Raw genomic sequence first — 18,408 nt, 5'->3', positions numbered from 1 at the left:
CTATGAAACGATCTTTGATTTTAACTTTCCTTATTCCCTCTTTTGCATGTGCTGATGGTTTTATGCCCAGTCAATCCGATTATTACTATGAACTTGGAGGTACATCCAATTTGTTTATACCTCCAGTCAATAAAGATCAAACCATTCGGATTGGTGCTGATGTTGATGGTCGCCTGGGATTTTCCTGTAGCGGTTTTAATCCTGTGGTTTCAATTACTAATACGTTTCAGGATCTGAAAAAATCAGCTATTAACATCCCTGGAGGTGTCATTGATAATCTTAAAGGATCGATCGCAGGATATCCGCTTTACAAACTGCAACAGTCCATGCCAGCTCTTTATAATGTAATACAAAATGCTGCGAACAGTGCCCAAAATGAGTTCAATATCAGAGTCAAAGATTGTCAGGAAGTAAAACAATCATTAGAACAAAATCAATCACCAATGGAAGGTATTTTGTCCGTATCGGACAGTCAAGGCTGGTTAGAAGCTGCAAAACGGGCAAAGAAAGAAAATGTTGATGTCACCGAAACCGCTAAAAGTATTGCTCAAAAACGGGATGATTATGGCCTGCCTTGGATTGGTCATGAAAAAGGAAATGCCGGTGGCAAATACCAACGACCTATTAAAGTAATTAATGATGTTGTGATTGCTGGTTATAACATTCTCTTAGAAAGAAAACCGCTGGATTCACTTGATAAACCGAATATCAAAACACCAATGACTCAAAGTTGGCCTACTCCTACAGATGCCGCTAATTGGGCTGTTAAAGTTTTGGGAGATATTCAAGTCAGTACCAGTGAAAGCAAACTAAACCATGATGCTAAAGCAGGTATTGGCTTGTCTTCCTTGTTGCAAAGTTGTGCTAATGCCAATACTTGCAGTCAGAATATTGCCAAAGCACTATGGAAACTCGTGAATGGCTCTTGGACTCTTACCGAAGACAATCTACGTAAGGTTAGTGCTTCAAATCTCCTGATTACCGATGAAATCATCATCACCATTCAACATCTACCAAGAGAAGAACAATTACTCACTGTCTCCAAATTAGCCGAAGAAATCGCCGTACAAAATATGCTGGATAATGCTTTGATGATGCGGAGAATTTTACAAGCTGGATTACAAGTTCAAGAAGTACAAAACTTAAAACCTGCTATGAAAATGGTGCTTTTTGCTCTGAAAAAACTGGACGATGATATTCATTCCCTGTCTTTTGAAAATGATGTTCGTAAAAAAATGATGACGGAAACACTGGGAACAATTATGCAAATTCGTCATCAAGATCAAAACAAAAATATCCCTGGTCAAGATCATGAACAACCGGCAGTGAAAAATGGTGCCATTTATGTTCAAGAAAAATAAAAGAGTCTCATCATGATTGTCTTTAATCCTTTATCGCTCTATACCACCTATCTTGGTTGGCAACAATATGAAGTGCTCTTTAATGCATTGTGGCAAACAGGACTTTTGTATCTTGGTTTTTTAGCTATTGGATATCGTTTCTTAAAAAATGTACTTAATCCTGCTGGAGCATTCTTTGCGGTAGAACATGCTTTAAATCATTTTCTTTATGAGCTGGCGATTACTTTTCTGATTTGCAGTTTGTTTGTCTATCCTTGTGTGCCATTAGAAACTAAAGCACTTCAATTTAAACCTCTATGTGGTATGAAAAGTCCTACAACTGCTGTGATTGGAGACAGTGGGACTACCTATGATGAAGCTTTTGCCGATCTGTTAACCAATCAAGTAAAAATTCCCATTGGTTTTGCCATCATCCAAAACTTCATGTCCAGTTTCACTTACAGCTTGATGAAAGTGACTGGCTGCACAGACAGTTTGCAATCCATTCAAGGCGATCTAGTGTCCACCTATTTGCCTCAGGATATACGAAAACAGGCTTTAGAATTTCACCGGCAATGCTTTATTGAAGCCAAAACTCAATTTAATAGCGAGAAACATGAAGCAAGCGAATTGGATCCTATGCTCAAGCGCTATGGAGGTGAAGACGATTTAAATTGGATGGGTTCAAAGATTCTGCAAAAAATGTATTACAGCAAACTCCATGCGCGTAAACCAGTTCCAGGATTTACCTTTAATCAGGCACCCAATCCTAATCTTGAAAAAGCAGCCAACCGTGGTGATATACCACTAGAACAATTGCCAGAAGAAGGTTATCCATCCTGTCAGCAATGGTGGAATAAAATACGTGGTGATCTGGTCGAAGTATCCAACAAAGCAAGTTTTTATAATCGACATCTGAACTACTATGCCATGCTTGAACGAGTACGCCAATACAAAGCCAAACATCCCAAAGCTTGGAAAGCAGATATTAGTGCCGAAGAGTTCATTGCCAAAATGCTACTCAGTGAGAGCAAAGACATGCAAACGAACTCAGTTAAAAATTTGATGGACAACAACAATGGAAAAATTGGATCAGCCATTACTCATACACTGGTTAACTCCGGTCAATGGATCAAATCATGGACCACAACGCCACTCAAACGTGAATCAATCATGCAAACCTTACCGGTGATGCAGGCATTTTTCATGTTCTTTTTAATTATCTTAACGCCGTTAGTTCTGTCACTAAGTTGTTATAGTCCAAGAGCATTAGGCAGTTTGTGTGCTTTATTTGTGATGGCGATTTTTCTGCAATACCTCTGGCATCTGGTGGGCTTTATTGAGCGTTCGGTTCTAGATCCATTAGGTGAAAATGATGCAGTTGCCGCCATGAAAAATATGGCAGTAATGTTTTATTTTGTAGCACCTGTATTGTTGCTTAAACTCTCCAGTCACTTTGGCGGAGAAGCAGGAGCAGGATTAATGGATTTAATCGATGGCTCTGAGCGAAATAGTGAAAGCATAACTCAATCAGGAATGCATGTAGCCAAAACAGGAGTAAAAATTGCCTCCAAGGGGGCATTATGATTTGCTTAAAACACATCCTTGCGTTCAAAGGCTTCGTTATATGCACGCATACTAATCAAACCAGCCTCATATTTCCTTCGAGCCTCAGAAACACTCATGTAGCGATTGTTAGGTTTATCTTCCGCAACACCAACAATTGCATTAAGCACTACAACCAAAAATCGAAATACCTTTCTCATTTGGAGCCTTCCCTATGATAAAAAACTACATGCGTTCAACCATTATAGTCATACTTCAAATTCTTTTACCAATCACAGCTTTACTCATCCTGGCACCATTGCTCATCAATACCAAGGTAATAAACTATTTACAACAACCAGTATTTCAACCCTGGTTTATTGTATTACGTACACTCTTTTACACAAGTCTCATCCTGCTATGGCCAAAGCTAGTACAACGCATACATAAACAAAACCCAATAAATACGGAACAATATAAAACTGCACTTAAAGTACGATGGTACTTATTAGTACTCTTTCTGTTTATTGATGCACTTATGTTATGGAAGTCACTATGACGAACTATCCAATTAATAATTTACTACGAGAACCGACAGAAGCATGGTCTGCGATTACTTGTTTTTCATTAGCATTTCTGACTTACAGCCAACCTCATTTATTCTTGCTCACTCAAAGCATGAGTTCCTATGCTTTCATTACTTTAGCCATTCCAGGTCTCTATAGAGCATGGCAAGCAATAAGAGTAAAACGCTACCACCATCGACTATTGGCAATGCCCACTTATGCCCTTTCTACATCAGAAATTCCATTATCCAAAAACTGGCTATTTCTTGGCAAAGGATTTCGTTGGCGACCAAGCCATACGCAAAAGCTTCATCAAATCAAACAAGTCAAAAATGAAAAATTCATGCAAAGAGGATCTTGTTATCAAGCAGTACGGCGTTTTTGTCAAAACCATGAGCATATTCGATTAGCCAAATGGTTAAACAAACGTTCAAAACTCAATCCATTTAGACCGGATCCACCAGTTGGCGGAAGTCCATTCTTACATGGTGTCGGTGAAGAAGATAAACTTATCTATATTCCTCAAGATGTCCGCGTCGGCCATACTTTTGTTGTTGGTACCACCAGAGTAGGTAAAACAAGATTAGCCAGCATCCTCATTAATCAGGATATTAGAAATGGAGATGCGGTCATTGTTGTAGATCCTAAAGGTGACCAAGACTTAGTGCGAGACATGATTGCAGCATGCGAAGTATCAGGAAGAGTGGATGATTTTAAAATCGTCCATTTAGGCTTTCCTAATCAATCAGCACGATACAACCCACTCAAAAACTATGATCAAATCAGCGAAGTTGCAACACGCATCACTGATGCGATCTCTGCTGAAGGTGAAGGAAAACAGTTTGCAGCCTTTGCATGGAAATACGTCAATATTGTAGCTATTTGCTTGGAAGAAATGAAACAACCCATCACTTACCAATCAATTGCTTTCTATATTAGTAGACTCGACCAGCTACTTATGACCTATGCAGATACCATCCTGCCAAATCACTATCCCAACTATCATCAAAACATAGAAGAAATTATCGAGGAGCACGACAGTAAAATTGGTAAGAACAATAAAACCAAGTCTCCTATGGAACGCCATCAGGCAGTTACTCAATATGTGAAGGAACACATCAACAGAACCATCAAAAATAACAATGCAGAAGCACTGCACGACCAAATCCTAATCGATCTCTACGATGCAGCCATTATGGATAAACACTATTATGACAAAATAACAGCCAGTGTTGGTCCAGTATTATCGGAAATCAATAAAAGTAATGCTTCTAAAGTTCTGTCATCCAAAGCTGAGCCAGGAGATATTGAATTGATGGATGTCATTAAAAATAAAAAGGTACTCTATATTGGCTTGGATAGTCTGACTAATCCCAATATCGCTCAGGCAGTGGGTAAAGCCTTCTTATCAGATCTAGTATCCACAGCCGGTAAAATCTACAAGGAACCTAATGCCCGATATACCTTGAATCTTCATTGTGATGAGCTTTCTGAAATTATCCAGGATTCGTTTGTGAAAATTCTCAATAAAGCGGGTGGAGCTGGGTTTCAAGTTACTGCTTATGCTCAGACCATTCAGGATATGGAAGTTGCTCTTGGATCTAGGGCTAAGGCTGAAGTTTCTGAGGGTAATTTTAATACACTTATTATGTTACGAGTTAAAAATGAAGAAACAGCTAATCTGTTGGTTAAAGTTCTTCCTCAAGTAGGAGTAGTTGGACATACCCAAGTTTCTATGGTTAATGATACGCCACATGGGGATGATGGGGTTTATTTTAATACGACAAATGAGGATCGAGTTCAGACTTCCTCAGTGCCAATGATTGGGGTAGATGATATTGTGTCTTTACCTAAAGGACAGGCTTTTATGATAGTAAATGGTGGAGAAGTTTACAAAATTCGAATTCCTTTACCTTTAAGTTGCAAAAAACAGGCAAAAACACCTATGCCGATATTCAACACCTAATTCAATCGCGCATTATGATACAATTTATTCTAATTACTAAATTTCAATCATCTGATGGGAATTTAGATCTAAAGCTATAACCGACAAGTACAAAAATGAAAACCTTATCTAAGCGAACTGAAAAATATACTATTGTCTCTAACACATTATCGTGTATGAGCAATCAACAATTACAAGCAGTCCTGTCTACCGGAAAAGAGATGCATGCTGGTATTGGAGGCACCACTGTTCAAATAGACATCGAAAATATCCCCGTTTTTGTAAAAAGGGTTCCAATTACTGAACTTGAACTAAAACCAGATAACTTCATGTCGACGGCTAATATTTTTAAATTACCAATGTGCTATCAATATGGTATTGGCTCAGCTGGTTTTAGCGCTTGGCGTGAGCTTGCAGCACACATCATGACAACCAACTGGGTGATGAGTGGTAAATGCCCCAATTTCCCAATTATGTATAGCTGGCGAATTATCCCGAATTCTTTAAGTAAAACAGACCTTTCCTATTGGGAATCTACAGAAAAATATTTAGATTATTGGGAAAATAACAAACATATCAAAGAGCGTATACATGGTCTAAATAGTACCAACACCAGTGTTTTATTATTTCTTGAGCATTTCCCGAAAAATTTACACCAACATTTAAAAGAAGTTTTGTCATCAAGTATCGCTGAATTAGATTCAATCAATTATCTAGAAAAATTGAATAAATCATTTGGAACGGTTTTAGAATTTATGCATAAAAATAGTTTTCTTCATATGGACGCCCATTTTCATAACATTTTAGCTGATGAGGATGACATTTACCTCAGTGATTTTGGTTTGGCACTGTCAAAGAAATTTGATTTATCAATGACTGAACTTAATTTTGTAAAAGACCACGAAAATTATGATAGATGTAGTTATTCAGTCAATCTGCTACATGGTGTTCTAACAGCCTATGCAGGAAAAGAACATTGGGATAAAACGTTAGGCGATTACTTAACAAATAAACTTTCAATTAAGCTGCCCGATAAAATAAATGAAATATTATCTAAAAATGCTCCTATTGCAGAAAAAATGCATGAATTTTATAAAGAAATTCAGAAAGATAAGTCAACTCCGTTTCCATCAAATCCTATGAAGGAGATACTCGAAATACTGCAGCAGGGAAAATATCATGATTCAAATTGAAAAAATAACGGGTGAACTAGCTAAAGCCTTATGTCAAACAATTACAACGGAGTTACCCGAGTACTTCGGATTACCCGAAGCAAATGAGCATTATGCAATAGGCGTAACAAAACGTATAAATTTCGCCGCGAAAAGGAATGATAACTACGTTGGTCTTATTTCAATTGATTTTCCTTATTCAAATAATGCCAACATATATTGGATGGCTGTGAGACGTGATTTTCACCGCCAAGGTGTTGGAAAGCAATTAATAGATGAGGCTTGTCATTTTGCTATAAAGCAAGGTGCTAAAACTATAACCGTTGAAACTCTAAGCCCTTCTGAATCAGAAGAGAATTATCTTAAAACGTATCTGTTCTATCAGTCGGTTGGTTTTAAAGCTCTTTTTGATTTAAAACCCGCCGGATATGAGTGGAATATGGTGTATATGATGAAACAGCTTGAACCTTTAGCAATAAACCAACAGTCAATTGTTATCAAAGCACTGGCGTTATCTGATATCCCCTTTCTGGTCGATGCTTTTCAAAAAGCAAATTGGCAAAAACCTGCGTCGTTATTTGAGAAGTATTACCAAGAACAACAACAGGCTGAACGAGTCGTATGGTTGGCTTATTTTCAAGATCAAATCGCCGGCTATGTTACGCTAAAATGGGCATCACTCTATGAACCCTTTGCTCATAAAAAAATCCCAGAAATTATGGACTTAAATGTATTACCTTCTTTTCGAAAATTTGGGATAGGAAGTACCTTACTAACAGTCGCTGAAGAAAAAGCAGCAAGTCAACACTCTAATGTTGGTCTTGGCGTTGGCTTATATGGTGGACAAGATGGGGGCTATGGACAGGCGCAAAGACTCTACATCAAGCGCGGCTATATTCCTGATGGGTTGGGAGTCACTTATGACTATAAACCAGTTGATCCAGGAAAAATGGTTTGTTTGGATGATGATTTGATATTATGGTTTACCAAAAAAGTGAAATAATAAAATGAAATTTCCCTATCACTTCATCGAATTAACCCATACTTTAGATGAAAACAGCCCTTTTGTGCGACTTGGTTTTGCCCCAAAGGATTGTTCATCATATGAGATAATTCCTATCGATGAACATGAGAGGGATGAAATGCTTTTTGTTGAGGCAAAAAAACTGTGTTATTCGATGAAAATCAGTTGATGTTTCCACTGTTGTCTCATGCATAGGTAAAGAATTTAAATAAGGAACCCGCTATGAAGTATGAAATAAGTTATGAATCAAACCCAAAATCAGAAGATATCCAATTATTAAATGATGCCATTACAGCGATAGCCAAAAAAAAAAGGGGATGAAGGCACTGGATTTCTTTGGGTTTTTTATTCGTAATGAGGATGGAACTATAGTTGGCGGATGTGGTGGAGATAATATGTACGGCGGCTTATTCGTTGGGCAGCTTTGGGTAAAAGAAACACTTCGTGGCATGGGGTATGGCACACAACTGATGCAAAAAGCAGAAGAACTTGCAGAAAAAAGTGGATGTAATTTTATAGCAGTGAATACATTTGACTGGGAAGCACTGGATTTCTATAAAAAACTTGGGTACTACGTTGAGTTTGAAAGAAAAGGCTTTGATAACAATTCAACATTTTATTTTTTACGCAAAAATTTGCGATGATGTTTTTGTTAGGCAAATACATTCATTGTAACCAAAAGATATTTTGAGAACGCATTTAATGAAAATGCAACCATTGATAGAAAAAGTGCAACTAGGTGAGTTAAAAGCACAGCCTGAATTGCTCAAAGGCGGTGCTCTGCATACCATGATTAAAATAGAAACCAGCAAAGGTACCTATGCTATTAAACGGTTAAATCCACATATTACCGCTAAAAGTCATTTTAAAACGACCTATGAACACTCCGAGCAAATTGCCAATGAGATGGCTAAAAATGCAATACCTGCGGTTAATGCTTTAGCTTTTAATGATGAGTATGTCATCAACGTCGATAAAGAACATTATATAATTTACCCCTACATAACCGGTCATTTACTTGATGAGCCTAAGTTAACGCTTGAGCATGCTACTGCTATCGGCGAACTGTATTCGTTAATGCATTTGGCAGATGTTCATCATACTGGAACGGATGAAGCCCAGTACGATTACTTTGAAGATACGCATTGGGTAAAATTGATTGAGCGCGCCAAACATTCTGATTTGATGGCGTTATTGCCAGTCATTTTAGATTGGAATCAAGTCTATTTTCAGGCAATCCCAACCCTCAAACAAGAGTCAGTTATTACACATAGAGACATGCACATTCAGAATGTGCTTTGGGATAGTCACAGTAAACCACATATTATTGACTGGGAAAGCGCAGGCTTAATGAATCCTATGTTAGAAATAATAGGATATGGGTTGGAATGGAGTGGCATTATTTTATATCAGAAAGTAAATACCCCCTTTTTGAAGAAACTGATCACCACATACCATCAACATACTTCTAAACCATGGATAACATCTCCCCATCAAGCATTTACAGGATGGCTAGGACATTGTGTATTGGCATGGACTGAATTTAACATACATCGCATGCTTGGCGAGATTTCTTCTGATGAAGCTGAAATATTAAAAGGACGCGAAATTATCGAAGAAAAAATGATATCTTGTATAAAATATATTCGGTCAGAAGAAGCGTTTCTAAAATCATTGTTAGAAACATTATTTTCAACTAGAGAATGAATATTCATTGAAAGCATCAAGTTCTGGTAAATTTTTGTCTGCTCAAGCACAAGTTGGTAATGAAACCTTCAAATTAAATATGGATCATATATATAGGTTCAGGTCTTTCTTTTTGCCTAAGGGATAGGCTTTTATTTTAGCTTATGGAGAAGACGTTTTTAAGATACGTGTACCAACTCACCGTAGATGTAACTAATATCTGTTCATTTTTTGACTTAATTGTTAGGAAAAAGTAAATAAACTGGATAAGTACAATTTATGTGCTATACTGAAAGGTGGACCTGTTATTGGTCTTAGCTTTAAGAGCTACTAGGATTTTCTTTGACAAGTGTATTCTAGAAAATGTTGTTCAAAAAGTCAATTATTAGGTGCGATTTTTTTCGACAAAGCTCTTAAAACTAAAGAATGTATTCATTTGATTGAATGAGTACTGTTTTTTCTTTGTTTTTATAAGAGGATTTTTAATGAGAAATTTTAAATATGTTGTAGATGATAACTTTGCTAAATCAGAATACCTAAAAAATGCACCCTGTTATAGAACTGTAATATGTGCTGCATTTTTAGAATACTACACATTTAATGAGTGCGAAGAAACACTTAGGCTAAAAATAGATGAGCTTATTAACTCACTCAAAGATAAACAAGAGTTTCGATTATTAGGCATAGGCAATACAAAGATTTATCTAGAAATATATCCAGTGCCTATGCAAAATAAATGCGGTTTTGTTGTCATAGACCATACAGGGGGATGTTTTCCATTAATAATCTATCCTTATCCAAACAAATCATTCAATGGTAAACCAAATTTATCAAGATGCCTTGGGCTATCTAGAGCTATTGAAAATATTGAACAAGAAAAAGAACGAATCATTCGTTTATTCATAAAATATAAAGATATATATGATTTTTTCGATGATTCGGATCTTACTTATGATGATTTTCAAAATGAACTACATAGCTTTATATACTCAACTAGAGATAAATAACAATCTTGGTAATTCTACGTCACTGCAAATTTCCCAGCAGTGACGCAGAAAAAACATCTTGTTTTTACCGCGTAAAATCAACTCATTTCGTCATTTTGTCCGATCCCGCCAATCGGGATTGGACAAAATTCTTTCCAAAATCCCTTGCGAAGCAAGCACTGCTTTGCTAATTTGGAATCAAGCATGACTGATGAGCTGGTGAAATTCCGGCGAAACGTCAACCGACGTCTTATGCTAAGCCACTTCATTCCCTAACTTTGTGGCTGGACGTTCAGTCGGGAAAACCATCTAGGAATCTCTGTCATCCGACAGGGCAACTCTCTCGGGAGTTTAAGTCAATTTATTTCAATTTGACCATGGACTTGTATGACAAGAGCCATTGTCTTGTCGTTTTTATTAATCATCAAAACAAGGAGGAAACACACACCCAAAAACTGTTGTAAATCGGCGAGATCGTTTGCCTTATAACGATTGATTTGCCCCCTACTTCGAGCTTTATGGCTTTGGCCAGGTTTCATCTTTGAGTGAGCCGCTCGTTCAACACTAAACCAAAGACAGGGCAAATAAATTTTATCGGATGGGATGATGAGAAAATACAGCTTAAGACAAACTGCTAATCAATATTTAAAGCTCGGTAATCAAGGCAGCTACAAAATCAAAAAACAACGAGCATACGTTATTCGTAAAATGATTGATGATTTCTATACCATTGGGGATGTGCCATCTTCGTGGAAAAATATTCAATCAAATCATATTCATCAACTGGTAGCACATTGGAAAAAGAGTAAACTACGTTCCAGCACGATTATGAATCATATGACTATCGTCCGACATTACCTGCTCAGCATAGATTGCCCTATTCCCGATATAGACAATAAATCGCTGCAACTTAGCAAAACAAGCAAGAAACGCAAAAGAAAACTCAAAATCCAGCATAACCATTGGCAATTATGGGATAATTCAATCCCCCGCCTCATCATGGCATTACAAACTGAATTTGGTCTTACCTTTCAAGAAGCCATTTATATAAAACCTGAAATTAACATCCAGGCTGACAGCATTTGGATAACCAGAAACATTGCTTTTAATTCATTAGACAGGACGATTCCTATCAGATTTGAAATGCAAAAAATCATTCTGGATGAAATCAAAAAGATAACTAATGGTAAGCCTATTGCTGAATTTAACGATTATGAAGACACCAGAATTGCTTGGCGAAAGGCTTTAAAAAAACATGCTCTACCTATTAATAAAGCATACCGCTACCTCTACGCTAAACAGATGGCTCAGTATCTTTTGCCCATATTAGGAAGGTATGAAACCTATTGGCTTATTCGCAGCGAAATGGGCATAAAATCTCGTGATTCTTTATGGAGGTATCTCAATGAGTAAGTCCAAACTTAAAAATGCTCAGTATTCCATCAATGAATGTATAAAGAAAATCCAAAACTACTCTCATGCCAGCAGAGCAGATATGAAACACATGTTAAACCGCTGTGTGAAAGATTTGCACGAGCTAGGCTATATGGTCACGCACATCAAAGGATTAAAACCAAAACACATACACATCCTGGTTGAACACTGGAAAACCCAGAATAAAAACCCTGCAACAATAAAAAATTACATGGCTAAACTTCGAAAAGTGGCCTCAGTGCTAAACAGGCCAGAACTGGTTAAGCAAGGCAACGACACCTATCAAATCAATAAACGTAATTATGCCCCTCAGTATAATAAAGCAATCAATAACGTCGATTTTTCCAAATGCTCAGAGCCGATGATCCGTTTATCCCTGGAAGCCCAATCCCTCTTTGGTCTCCGCCGTGAGGAATCCATGAAGATTGTACTCAGTGATGCCTGGCAAGGAAATAAACTGGTTATAAAGCCCAGCTGGACTAAAGGCGGCATCGGACGCGATCTTAAACTCACCAATGAACAACAACGGCAATGGCTACTCAATGCTATAAAACAAGTTCCAGATGGACAATCTCTCATTCCTAAAGAAAAGACCTATAAAAATCATCTAGCTCAATATCATGAAGTAATAGAAAAAATGGGGTTAAGCAAATGCCATGGACTTCGTCATGCTTATGCCCAGAGAAGATATCTTGAAATTACAAAGTCCTATGATAAAACTGGCAAAGGTCTTATTTGTCCGATACAAGGGGGTAGGACATATAAAGAACTTAATCCCCTTGAAAAATATTGGGATAGAACAGCAAGGGAAATTATTAGCCAGTCGCTTGGGCATTCAAGATTGAGTATTACAAAGATCTACTTAGGCTGACAATCTTTGCTTTATTAAATTTTCAATATACAGTTTCATTTTATAGTGTGGCACTGGGTGCCATGAAGCTATAAATTCCCCAATGATTTCAAAACCAGCTTTTTTATAAACATGGACCGCTCGCTCATTAGAGATTTCAGGATCAATAAGCACGATTTTGGCATCAGAAAATTGGCTTAAGATAAATTCATGTATCATCTGTACTGATAATCCCTTCCCAATATAATCCAACCTGCAAATGAATAAATCTAGTGTAACTGCACCATCAGGATATTCTTCTGATTTCTCTATTTCAGAAGTAATTAAATAAGCAAATGGAGTTTCATTATCATATGCTATCCAATGAGTTGCCCACGGTTCTCCATTGTTTACAAATTCATGAATGTCTTTAATTGTATTACTTAAACCTTCACCATGAAGCCATTCATTAATATGTGGCTGACTAATCCAGTCAAGAATAAAGTCTTCTTGTGTTTTATTCACTGGTTTAAAATGAAATCGGTTCTTATTATTCATGTTCATAATTGATCTCATGTGCTAGGATAAAATATTGGTTTGTAGTTCTTTATAACCAAATCTTAAACATTGAATACATCTGACATTTTATTTAATCGCATCATAATCCGTATAAATTTCATGCAAAACCTCTTTTACATCAGTACCTGTAATTGGCCAACATAAGGTTTTCCAAAATGCCCATCCTAAAGCTCGTATCCAAGTATCATTATCCAGCTGAACTGCATTTTTAAATACTTCTCGTTCTTCGCTAGAAAAAAAATTCCACGCTATTACCAAATCACAGGCAGGATCACCCACAGCAAGTTGGCCGAAGTCGATAATAGCACACAGCCTTCCATCACGAACTAAAATATTTCCTACGGATATGTCTCCATGAACCCAGACAGGCTTTAATCGCCATTCAGAAGAAAGTGCCTGTTGCCATAATGATGCAGCAAGACTTTGCTCCTGAACGTTTTTAATTTTAGGAATCGCAAGTTGCATTTCATGATCATAAGCCTTTAATGAACTGCCTCGATAAAAATTATGTGCGCCAGCCAAAGGTCCATCTGTAGCATCTAAAGATTGAAATTCTTTTAAGCACTTCCCCAATGCTTCCGCAAACTCTTTTTTATCATGAATATTCTGTACTGAAGCAGTCTCCCCTTCAATCCAAAGATTGATACTCCAATGCAATGGATAATCTGGTGATGGTTTTCCAAGCGCGATCGGTTGCGTAATTTGAAATGAGAGTTGTTTCGAGAGCCATGGCAACCATTGATATTCTTTATTTATTTGTGGCTCATACTCCCTATCACTAGGCAAACGAATTACCATTTCTTCACCTAAATGAAACGTTCGATTATCCCAACCACTTTGGGCAACTGGATGTATCGGTAGTGATTGCCATTGTGGAAATTGCTCAGCAATTAGCTTTTGGACTAAGTGGGTGTCAATTTTTACTTTATCCATTAAGACCTCTTTTGTTTCTTTATTGTAGGTTTTCTGTGAAATTTATGCGAAATTCCTGCATGCTCAAAATCAAACTCAAATTTAAAACCTAATTTTTCCATAACGCGCAATGATGGATAATTATTGTATGCGGTAAAACAAATAGTGCTAGCCAAATCCAAGTGCTCTTCAGCATACTCCAAGGATGCTTGCCCCATTTCAAATGCTAAACCTTTTCCCCAGTAGCTTTGAGCTATTTGATAAGTTAACTCAACTTCCTCTTTTTCATTTAATACAAAAGTCTTTAATCCCCCTCGCCCAACGTAGTTGTGGGTTTCTTTGTCATACCACATCCAGGGAGCAAAACCATATTGGTTGTAATGCGTCATATCCGATTCCAAACGATTTAAAGCCTGGTCCTCATTGTATGAAACACCATAACATTGAATAAACTCAGGATTTGAAAGCATTATTGCATAGTCTTCGTGACAGGCTACCTGGGGAATAAATGCAATAAGACGCGGTGTTTCAATGAATGGTTTATTAACCTCAAAATGTAAAAAGGCTTTCTTATCTATAAGCTGACAAAATTCATTCTTGGCATTGGCATAATCAATCGTATTATCATAGAGTTCGCTCAAGTTGAGCTTAAGTTCTTCATATTCGTTAGCAATATTGGGATAAAGACGCAAATAATCGCGAAACAACAGATGCTTCGCATACCAAGAAGATGGATAATTAACCAAATGAATCTGGTGCGTTCGCTCACCATGTTCATTGTCTTTTTGGAAATAACGCCGATGTGGAAAAACTGATTCAAAAACCTGGTTATATCGATAATCTAATGATTCAATTTTTTGGATATCCTCAGAAGTAAATTCATGCAAACACTTAACACCAATTAAAATATCAATCACTGGTTTTGCATGAATACCAGAAATAGCTGTGCTGCCAATATGCTCAACTTGGATTATATTCTTGATATCCAATTGCAATAACTGTTTGTTCTCTAGCTCAAATGCAGCTTGCCATGCAGAATTATGGGGAAGTAAGGTAATCATATTCTGAGATTTTGTATTTAATAATAACCAAGATTGAGATATCTTAGCATATGTCTTAAAAGTGTATTAAAAATATTCATCATGCCGAGGAAAAAATGATTGCGATAAAAAGGCTAGACCAATTGCATATAGATGAATTGTCATCCTATCTCAATCATTACCAAGAAACGACCATGTTCATTAGGAACAATTTATACCACTCGGGAATTACCTACCAAGATGCGCCATTTCACGGAGAATATTTCGGCTCCTTTGAAAACAATAAAATTAATGGTGTTTTAGCACATTATTGGAATGGTAATGTGATGATGCAAACTGAAAATTTTTCTGCATTATCAGCTTTAGTAGAAGAATTTGAGATTAAAAGAACAAGACCAATTGCCGGAATACTTGGCGAAGACACCCAAGCTGGTTTTGTCATTGATCAGCTAAACATAGAAACGTCCCTATTTGCCATTAATTATCAGGAAAAGTTATTTTTACTTAATCTCGACAAAATGACTATACCTCAAGCGATTCATTCCTATAGCTGCACGCTCAAACCAGTACAAGATTGTGACATGGATATCATCAAAGAATGGCTTATCGCTTATCATATTGAAGCCCTAGGGGACGATGCTAATAATCCCACACTGGAACAATCCATTATTGATGAAATTCAAGATACGCAGCTTAGCCAAAATCGATGGGTTTTATTTGTAAATAACACCCCTGTTTCCTTATGTGGCTTTAATGCCAATCTACCTGATATTGTACAGATCGGCCCCGTTTATACCCCGCCTTCATTAAGAAATAAAGGTTTTGCCAGAATTGCTGTGTATCTTTGCCTAAAACAAGCTGCCGACCGACAAGTCAAAAGAGCCATTTTGTTCACCAATGATAATTCCGCTATATGCGCATACCAAGCTATTGGGTTTCACCAAATTGGCAAATACCGACTGGCACTGTTAAAATAATGCGCTTGTTGGAGGTAAGATGTATGGTTGATCTTGAAATCGTTAGTTTAGTCTCATTAATTTTTTTAGGTATAGTATTTGGTTATATTGCCGGACGATATCGTAAACGGGCAGCTGAAAATTGCGGTGAAGCTCGAGTCAGGCACGCTTTAGCAAAGTATTGCCAAAACAAAGATGCTCATGTTATGAGCAATATTACTTTACGTTTAGAGGATGGTTCCACAACTCAAATCGATCATATTCTAATTACAACAAAAGGCATATTTATTATAGAAACAAAGCATTACAAGGGCTGGATATTCGCTAAAGCAAACTCAAAAAGCTGGTCTCAATCGCTCTATTACGATAAATTCAGATTTCAAAATCCCATCCATCAGAATTATAAACACGTTAAAGCCATTCAAAAGACTCTTGATTTCATAGAACCACAGTATATCCATAATATCGTGGTTTTTAGTAGTGAAGCCGTATTTAAATGTGCCAAACCTCATAATGTTTTTTATATAGAAGAATTAATCCCTGCAATCGAGCAATACCCCGATGGGGCCTTAAGCTTAAATCGTGTTCAGTTTTGCGTTGGGCGATTAGAGTATATACGCTTGGCATTAACACACGAAACTGATGTTGAGCATCAGGCATATTTAACACAACGGTTTGGTAATCATTGTAAGAGTTGATAAAGACAACATCCTGCCGATGAATCACCGACTACCGAAACACATATCGCATAAAATGAGCACAATAAGTTCATTTGCGTTCATTTAATATCAACAAGAAAAAAATCTTGATTTCCAATACTGGCTTGATAACCTGAAAGGAACACAACTGAAGAGTCAGCGAGATTCTGACGAAACCACCAGGTCTTGTGATATGCCATCTTGTTCCCTAATTCCATGGCAAAGCGTTTAGCGGGGAAAACCCATCAGGAGATGTCTTTACGGCTTTACGCCCGAGGAGTGCTTTAAGCACATCATCATTAATAACCAGGTAAATCAACCGATGTTTCGGTGATCTTTTTTTGCATAACCCAATTGGGATGAACAGTCCTTTTTGGGGCTAATCCTCCCTACCCCAAGGAGCTACCATGCAACAACAGGAACCAGTACAACTTGAGATTGAACATTTGCTCTTTGAGCTGAATTGTTGTGTGAATGATTTAAGCCGTCACCGACTTCAAATCAACACCCATGACATTCAGCAAGCAGAGTTAAGTTTGCACAAATTGGAATCCCTAATTTCCTTTGTTAAACAGTTCGATACTCAAAAGATTGCTTGTTAATTGAAGTAAATAAGTCTTATCCGCATAACAGAAAACTACCTGCCTATGCGGATGTTTTTCTGTTATGCGGCTCACATTTAACAATAACAGGAGAATACAATGACTGCATCTTTAAACCGCATTCAATTAATCGGTAATCTTGGTGCTGATCCTAAAAGCATCATCGGAAAAGACGGACAATCTTTTGTCACTGCCACTTTGGCTACCAATGAGTCATTTAAACAGAATGATGAATGGCAAGCCAGAGTGGAATGGCATCAGCTGATACTATTTGGAAAGCTAACAAAAGTCGCAGAGTATTTACAGAAAGGTTCGCAAGTATACCTAGAAGGTAAACTACGTTCTAATCAATGGACAGACAACGAAGGCAAAATTCGTCAAGCATTAAGCATTGTTGTCAGTCATATTCAGCTACTTAGCTCGCCTAAATCAGCTGATGAATCAAGCAACAAAACCGCAGAACAGCACATGGCTCAAATGCGTGAAATGTTGCAACCCGATTCAGAAGAAATTCCGTTTTAATCATACCCTACCACGGGAGCAAGCTCCCGTGTGAGATTGCTCCATTTACATAAGGAGATAATCTCATGACCCCCCCTTCAATCTACGTCGCCTGTTTAGCTTCTTACAACAACGCCATTCTACATGGTGTCTGGATAGATGCCACACAAAGCGAAGATGACATCATGGAAGAAATATGGGAAATGCTGGATAACAGCCCTGAACCCAATGCTGAAGAATACGCCATACATGATTATGAAGGATTCGGCAGCATCAAAATCCATGAGTACGAAGGAATAAGCAATATTGTGGAGTATGCCTCATTTATTCAAGAACAGGGCGAGCTAGGCTTAGCCCTTCTCTGTGATTATCCGGTAGATGATGCACAAACTATGTTGGAGGAGTACTACCAGGGTAGTTATGATTCAGAGATTGATTTTGCCAGGCAGTTATTTGATGACTGTTATGCTCATCAAATGCCGGATAGTTTAATCTGCTACTTTGATTTTGAGGCATTTGCTCGGGATCTTTTTATCAGTGATTATTGTTCAGTAGATATCGGTGGGCAGACGCATGTTTTTTCTATAATATAG

21 protein-coding genes are annotated in these 18,408 nt (G+C 37.4%); 17 read left to right on the top strand and 4 right to left on the bottom strand.

Annotated elements, in window-relative coordinates; genetic code table 11:
• Positions 1-2: 2 nt before the first annotated feature.
• Both DYH34_RS03475 and DYH34_RS03470 read left to right on the top strand, forming a co-directional pair.
• Positions 3-1,361 (top strand): integrating conjugative element protein, encoded by a 1,359-nt coding sequence (locus DYH34_RS03475; protein ID WP_058463401.1) that lies wholly within the window; start codon positions 3-5, stop codon positions 1,359-1,361.
• 12 nt (positions 1,362-1,373) lie between these two features.
• Positions 1,374-2,927 (top strand): conjugal transfer protein TraG N-terminal domain-containing protein, encoded by a 1,554-nt coding sequence (locus tag DYH34_RS03470; protein WP_058463402.1) that lies wholly within the window; start codon positions 1,374-1,376, stop codon positions 2,925-2,927.
• Between the two features lie 5 nt (positions 2,928-2,932).
• On the opposite strand, the gene DYH34_RS17945 is transcribed toward DYH34_RS03470, so the two are convergent.
• A complete protein-coding gene (locus tag DYH34_RS17945; protein WP_165481790.1) occupies positions 2,933-3,106 on the bottom strand; it encodes a hypothetical protein in 174 nt (57 codons plus the stop codon).
• Positions 3,107-3,120: 14 nt separating this feature from the next.
• Here DYH34_RS17945 and DYH34_RS03465 point away from each other — a divergent pair, with 14 nt between their 5' ends.
• From DYH34_RS03465 to DYH34_RS03410, 10 genes are all read left to right on the top strand, one after another.
• Positions 3,121-3,444, top strand: coding sequence for a hypothetical protein (locus DYH34_RS03465; protein WP_058463403.1), 324 nt, complete (start codon positions 3,121-3,123; stop codon positions 3,442-3,444).
• Positions 3,441-5,417 (top strand): type IV conjugative transfer system coupling protein TraD, encoded by a 1,977-nt coding sequence (gene traD, locus DYH34_RS03460; RefSeq protein WP_058463404.1) that lies wholly within the window; start codon positions 3,441-3,443, stop codon positions 5,415-5,417. Before DYH34_RS03465 ends, traD begins: the two co-directional genes overlap by 4 nt.
• Before the next feature lie 95 nt (positions 5,418-5,512).
• Complete coding sequence (locus DYH34_RS03455) at positions 5,513-6,589, top strand: BUD32 family EKC/KEOPS complex subunit (RefSeq protein WP_058463405.1); 1,077 nt, start codon at positions 5,513-5,515, stop codon at positions 6,587-6,589.
• On the top strand, positions 6,576-7,571 hold the full coding sequence (locus DYH34_RS03450) for a GNAT family N-acetyltransferase (protein WP_083502693.1): 996 nt from the start codon (positions 6,576-6,578) through the stop codon (positions 7,569-7,571). The genes DYH34_RS03455 and DYH34_RS03450 overlap by 14 nt, the downstream gene beginning before the upstream one ends.
• 4 nt (positions 7,572-7,575) lie before the next feature.
• A complete protein-coding gene (locus tag DYH34_RS03445) occupies positions 7,576-7,761 on the top strand; it encodes a hypothetical protein (RefSeq protein WP_058463406.1) in 186 nt (61 codons plus the stop codon).
• Positions 7,762-7,909: 148 nt separating this feature from the next.
• Positions 7,910-8,236, top strand: coding sequence for a GNAT family N-acetyltransferase (locus DYH34_RS03440; RefSeq protein WP_058463407.1), 327 nt, complete (start codon positions 7,910-7,912; stop codon positions 8,234-8,236).
• Positions 8,237-8,294: 58 nt separating this feature from the next.
• A complete protein-coding gene (locus DYH34_RS03435; protein ID WP_083502694.1) occupies positions 8,295-9,299 on the top strand; it encodes a phosphotransferase in 1,005 nt (334 codons plus the stop codon).
• Between the two features lie 464 nt (positions 9,300-9,763).
• Complete coding sequence (locus DYH34_RS03430) at positions 9,764-10,285, top strand: hypothetical protein (RefSeq protein WP_058463408.1); 522 nt, start codon at positions 9,764-9,766, stop codon at positions 10,283-10,285.
• A 585-nt stretch (positions 10,286-10,870) separates the two neighbouring features.
• Positions 10,871-11,677, top strand: coding sequence for a phage integrase N-terminal domain-containing protein (locus tag DYH34_RS03415; protein WP_058463410.1), 807 nt, complete (start codon positions 10,871-10,873; stop codon positions 11,675-11,677).
• Complete coding sequence (locus DYH34_RS03410) at positions 11,670-12,569, top strand: phage integrase N-terminal domain-containing protein (RefSeq protein ID WP_058463411.1); 900 nt, start codon at positions 11,670-11,672, stop codon at positions 12,567-12,569. Before DYH34_RS03415 ends, DYH34_RS03410 begins: the two co-directional genes overlap by 8 nt.
• Here the strand turns inward: DYH34_RS03410 and DYH34_RS03405 are convergent.
• The 3 genes from DYH34_RS03405 to DYH34_RS03395 all read right to left on the bottom strand — a co-directional run bounded on the left by DYH34_RS03405 (position 12,561) and on the right by DYH34_RS03395 (position 15,079).
• Complete coding sequence (locus DYH34_RS03405; RefSeq protein ID WP_058463412.1) at positions 12,561-13,091, bottom strand: GNAT family N-acetyltransferase; 531 nt, start codon at positions 13,089-13,091, stop codon at positions 12,561-12,563. The two genes, DYH34_RS03410 and DYH34_RS03405, sit on opposite strands and share 9 nt — an antisense overlap.
• A gap of 81 nt (positions 13,092-13,172) precedes the next feature.
• Entirely contained in the window at positions 13,173-14,039 is an 867-nt protein-coding gene (locus DYH34_RS03400) for an aminoglycoside phosphotransferase family protein (RefSeq protein ID WP_058463413.1), read from the bottom strand.
• A complete protein-coding gene (locus DYH34_RS03395) occupies positions 14,039-15,079 on the bottom strand; it encodes a bifunctional GrpB family protein/GNAT family N-acetyltransferase (protein WP_058463414.1) in 1,041 nt (346 codons plus the stop codon). The genes DYH34_RS03400 and DYH34_RS03395 overlap by 1 nt, the downstream gene beginning before the upstream one ends.
• A gap of 95 nt (positions 15,080-15,174) precedes the next feature.
• Between DYH34_RS03395 and DYH34_RS03390 the strand changes: the two genes are divergently transcribed.
• The 5 genes from DYH34_RS03390 (at position 15,175) to DYH34_RS03365 (ending at position 18,408) form a co-directional block, all read left to right on the top strand.
• Complete coding sequence (locus DYH34_RS03390; protein WP_058463415.1) at positions 15,175-16,035, top strand: GNAT family N-acetyltransferase; 861 nt, start codon at positions 15,175-15,177, stop codon at positions 16,033-16,035.
• 23 nt (positions 16,036-16,058) lie between these two features.
• On the top strand, positions 16,059-16,712 hold the full coding sequence (locus DYH34_RS03385) for a nuclease-related domain-containing protein (protein ID WP_058463416.1): 654 nt from the start codon (positions 16,059-16,061) through the stop codon (positions 16,710-16,712).
• A gap of 407 nt (positions 16,713-17,119) precedes the next feature.
• Positions 17,120-17,314, top strand: a complete 195-nt coding sequence (locus DYH34_RS03380) for a hypothetical protein (RefSeq protein ID WP_058463417.1) — start codon at positions 17,120-17,122, stop codon at positions 17,312-17,314.
• A gap of 99 nt (positions 17,315-17,413) precedes the next feature.
• Positions 17,414-17,836, top strand: coding sequence for a single-stranded DNA-binding protein (locus tag DYH34_RS03370; RefSeq protein ID WP_058463418.1), 423 nt, complete (start codon positions 17,414-17,416; stop codon positions 17,834-17,836).
• Positions 17,837-17,901: 65 nt separating this feature from the next.
• Positions 17,902-18,408 (top strand): antirestriction protein ArdA, encoded by a 507-nt coding sequence (locus tag DYH34_RS03365; RefSeq protein WP_058463419.1) that lies wholly within the window; start codon positions 17,902-17,904, stop codon positions 18,406-18,408.

Origin of the sequence: Legionella cincinnatiensis (genome assembly GCF_900452415.1) — a bacterium.
GTDB classification, from domain to species: Bacteria; Pseudomonadota; Gammaproteobacteria; order Legionellales; family Legionellaceae; genus Legionella; species Legionella cincinnatiensis.
Note: the sequence above shows the minus strand (reverse complement) of the source record. Positions and strands in the feature narration are given on the sequence as shown.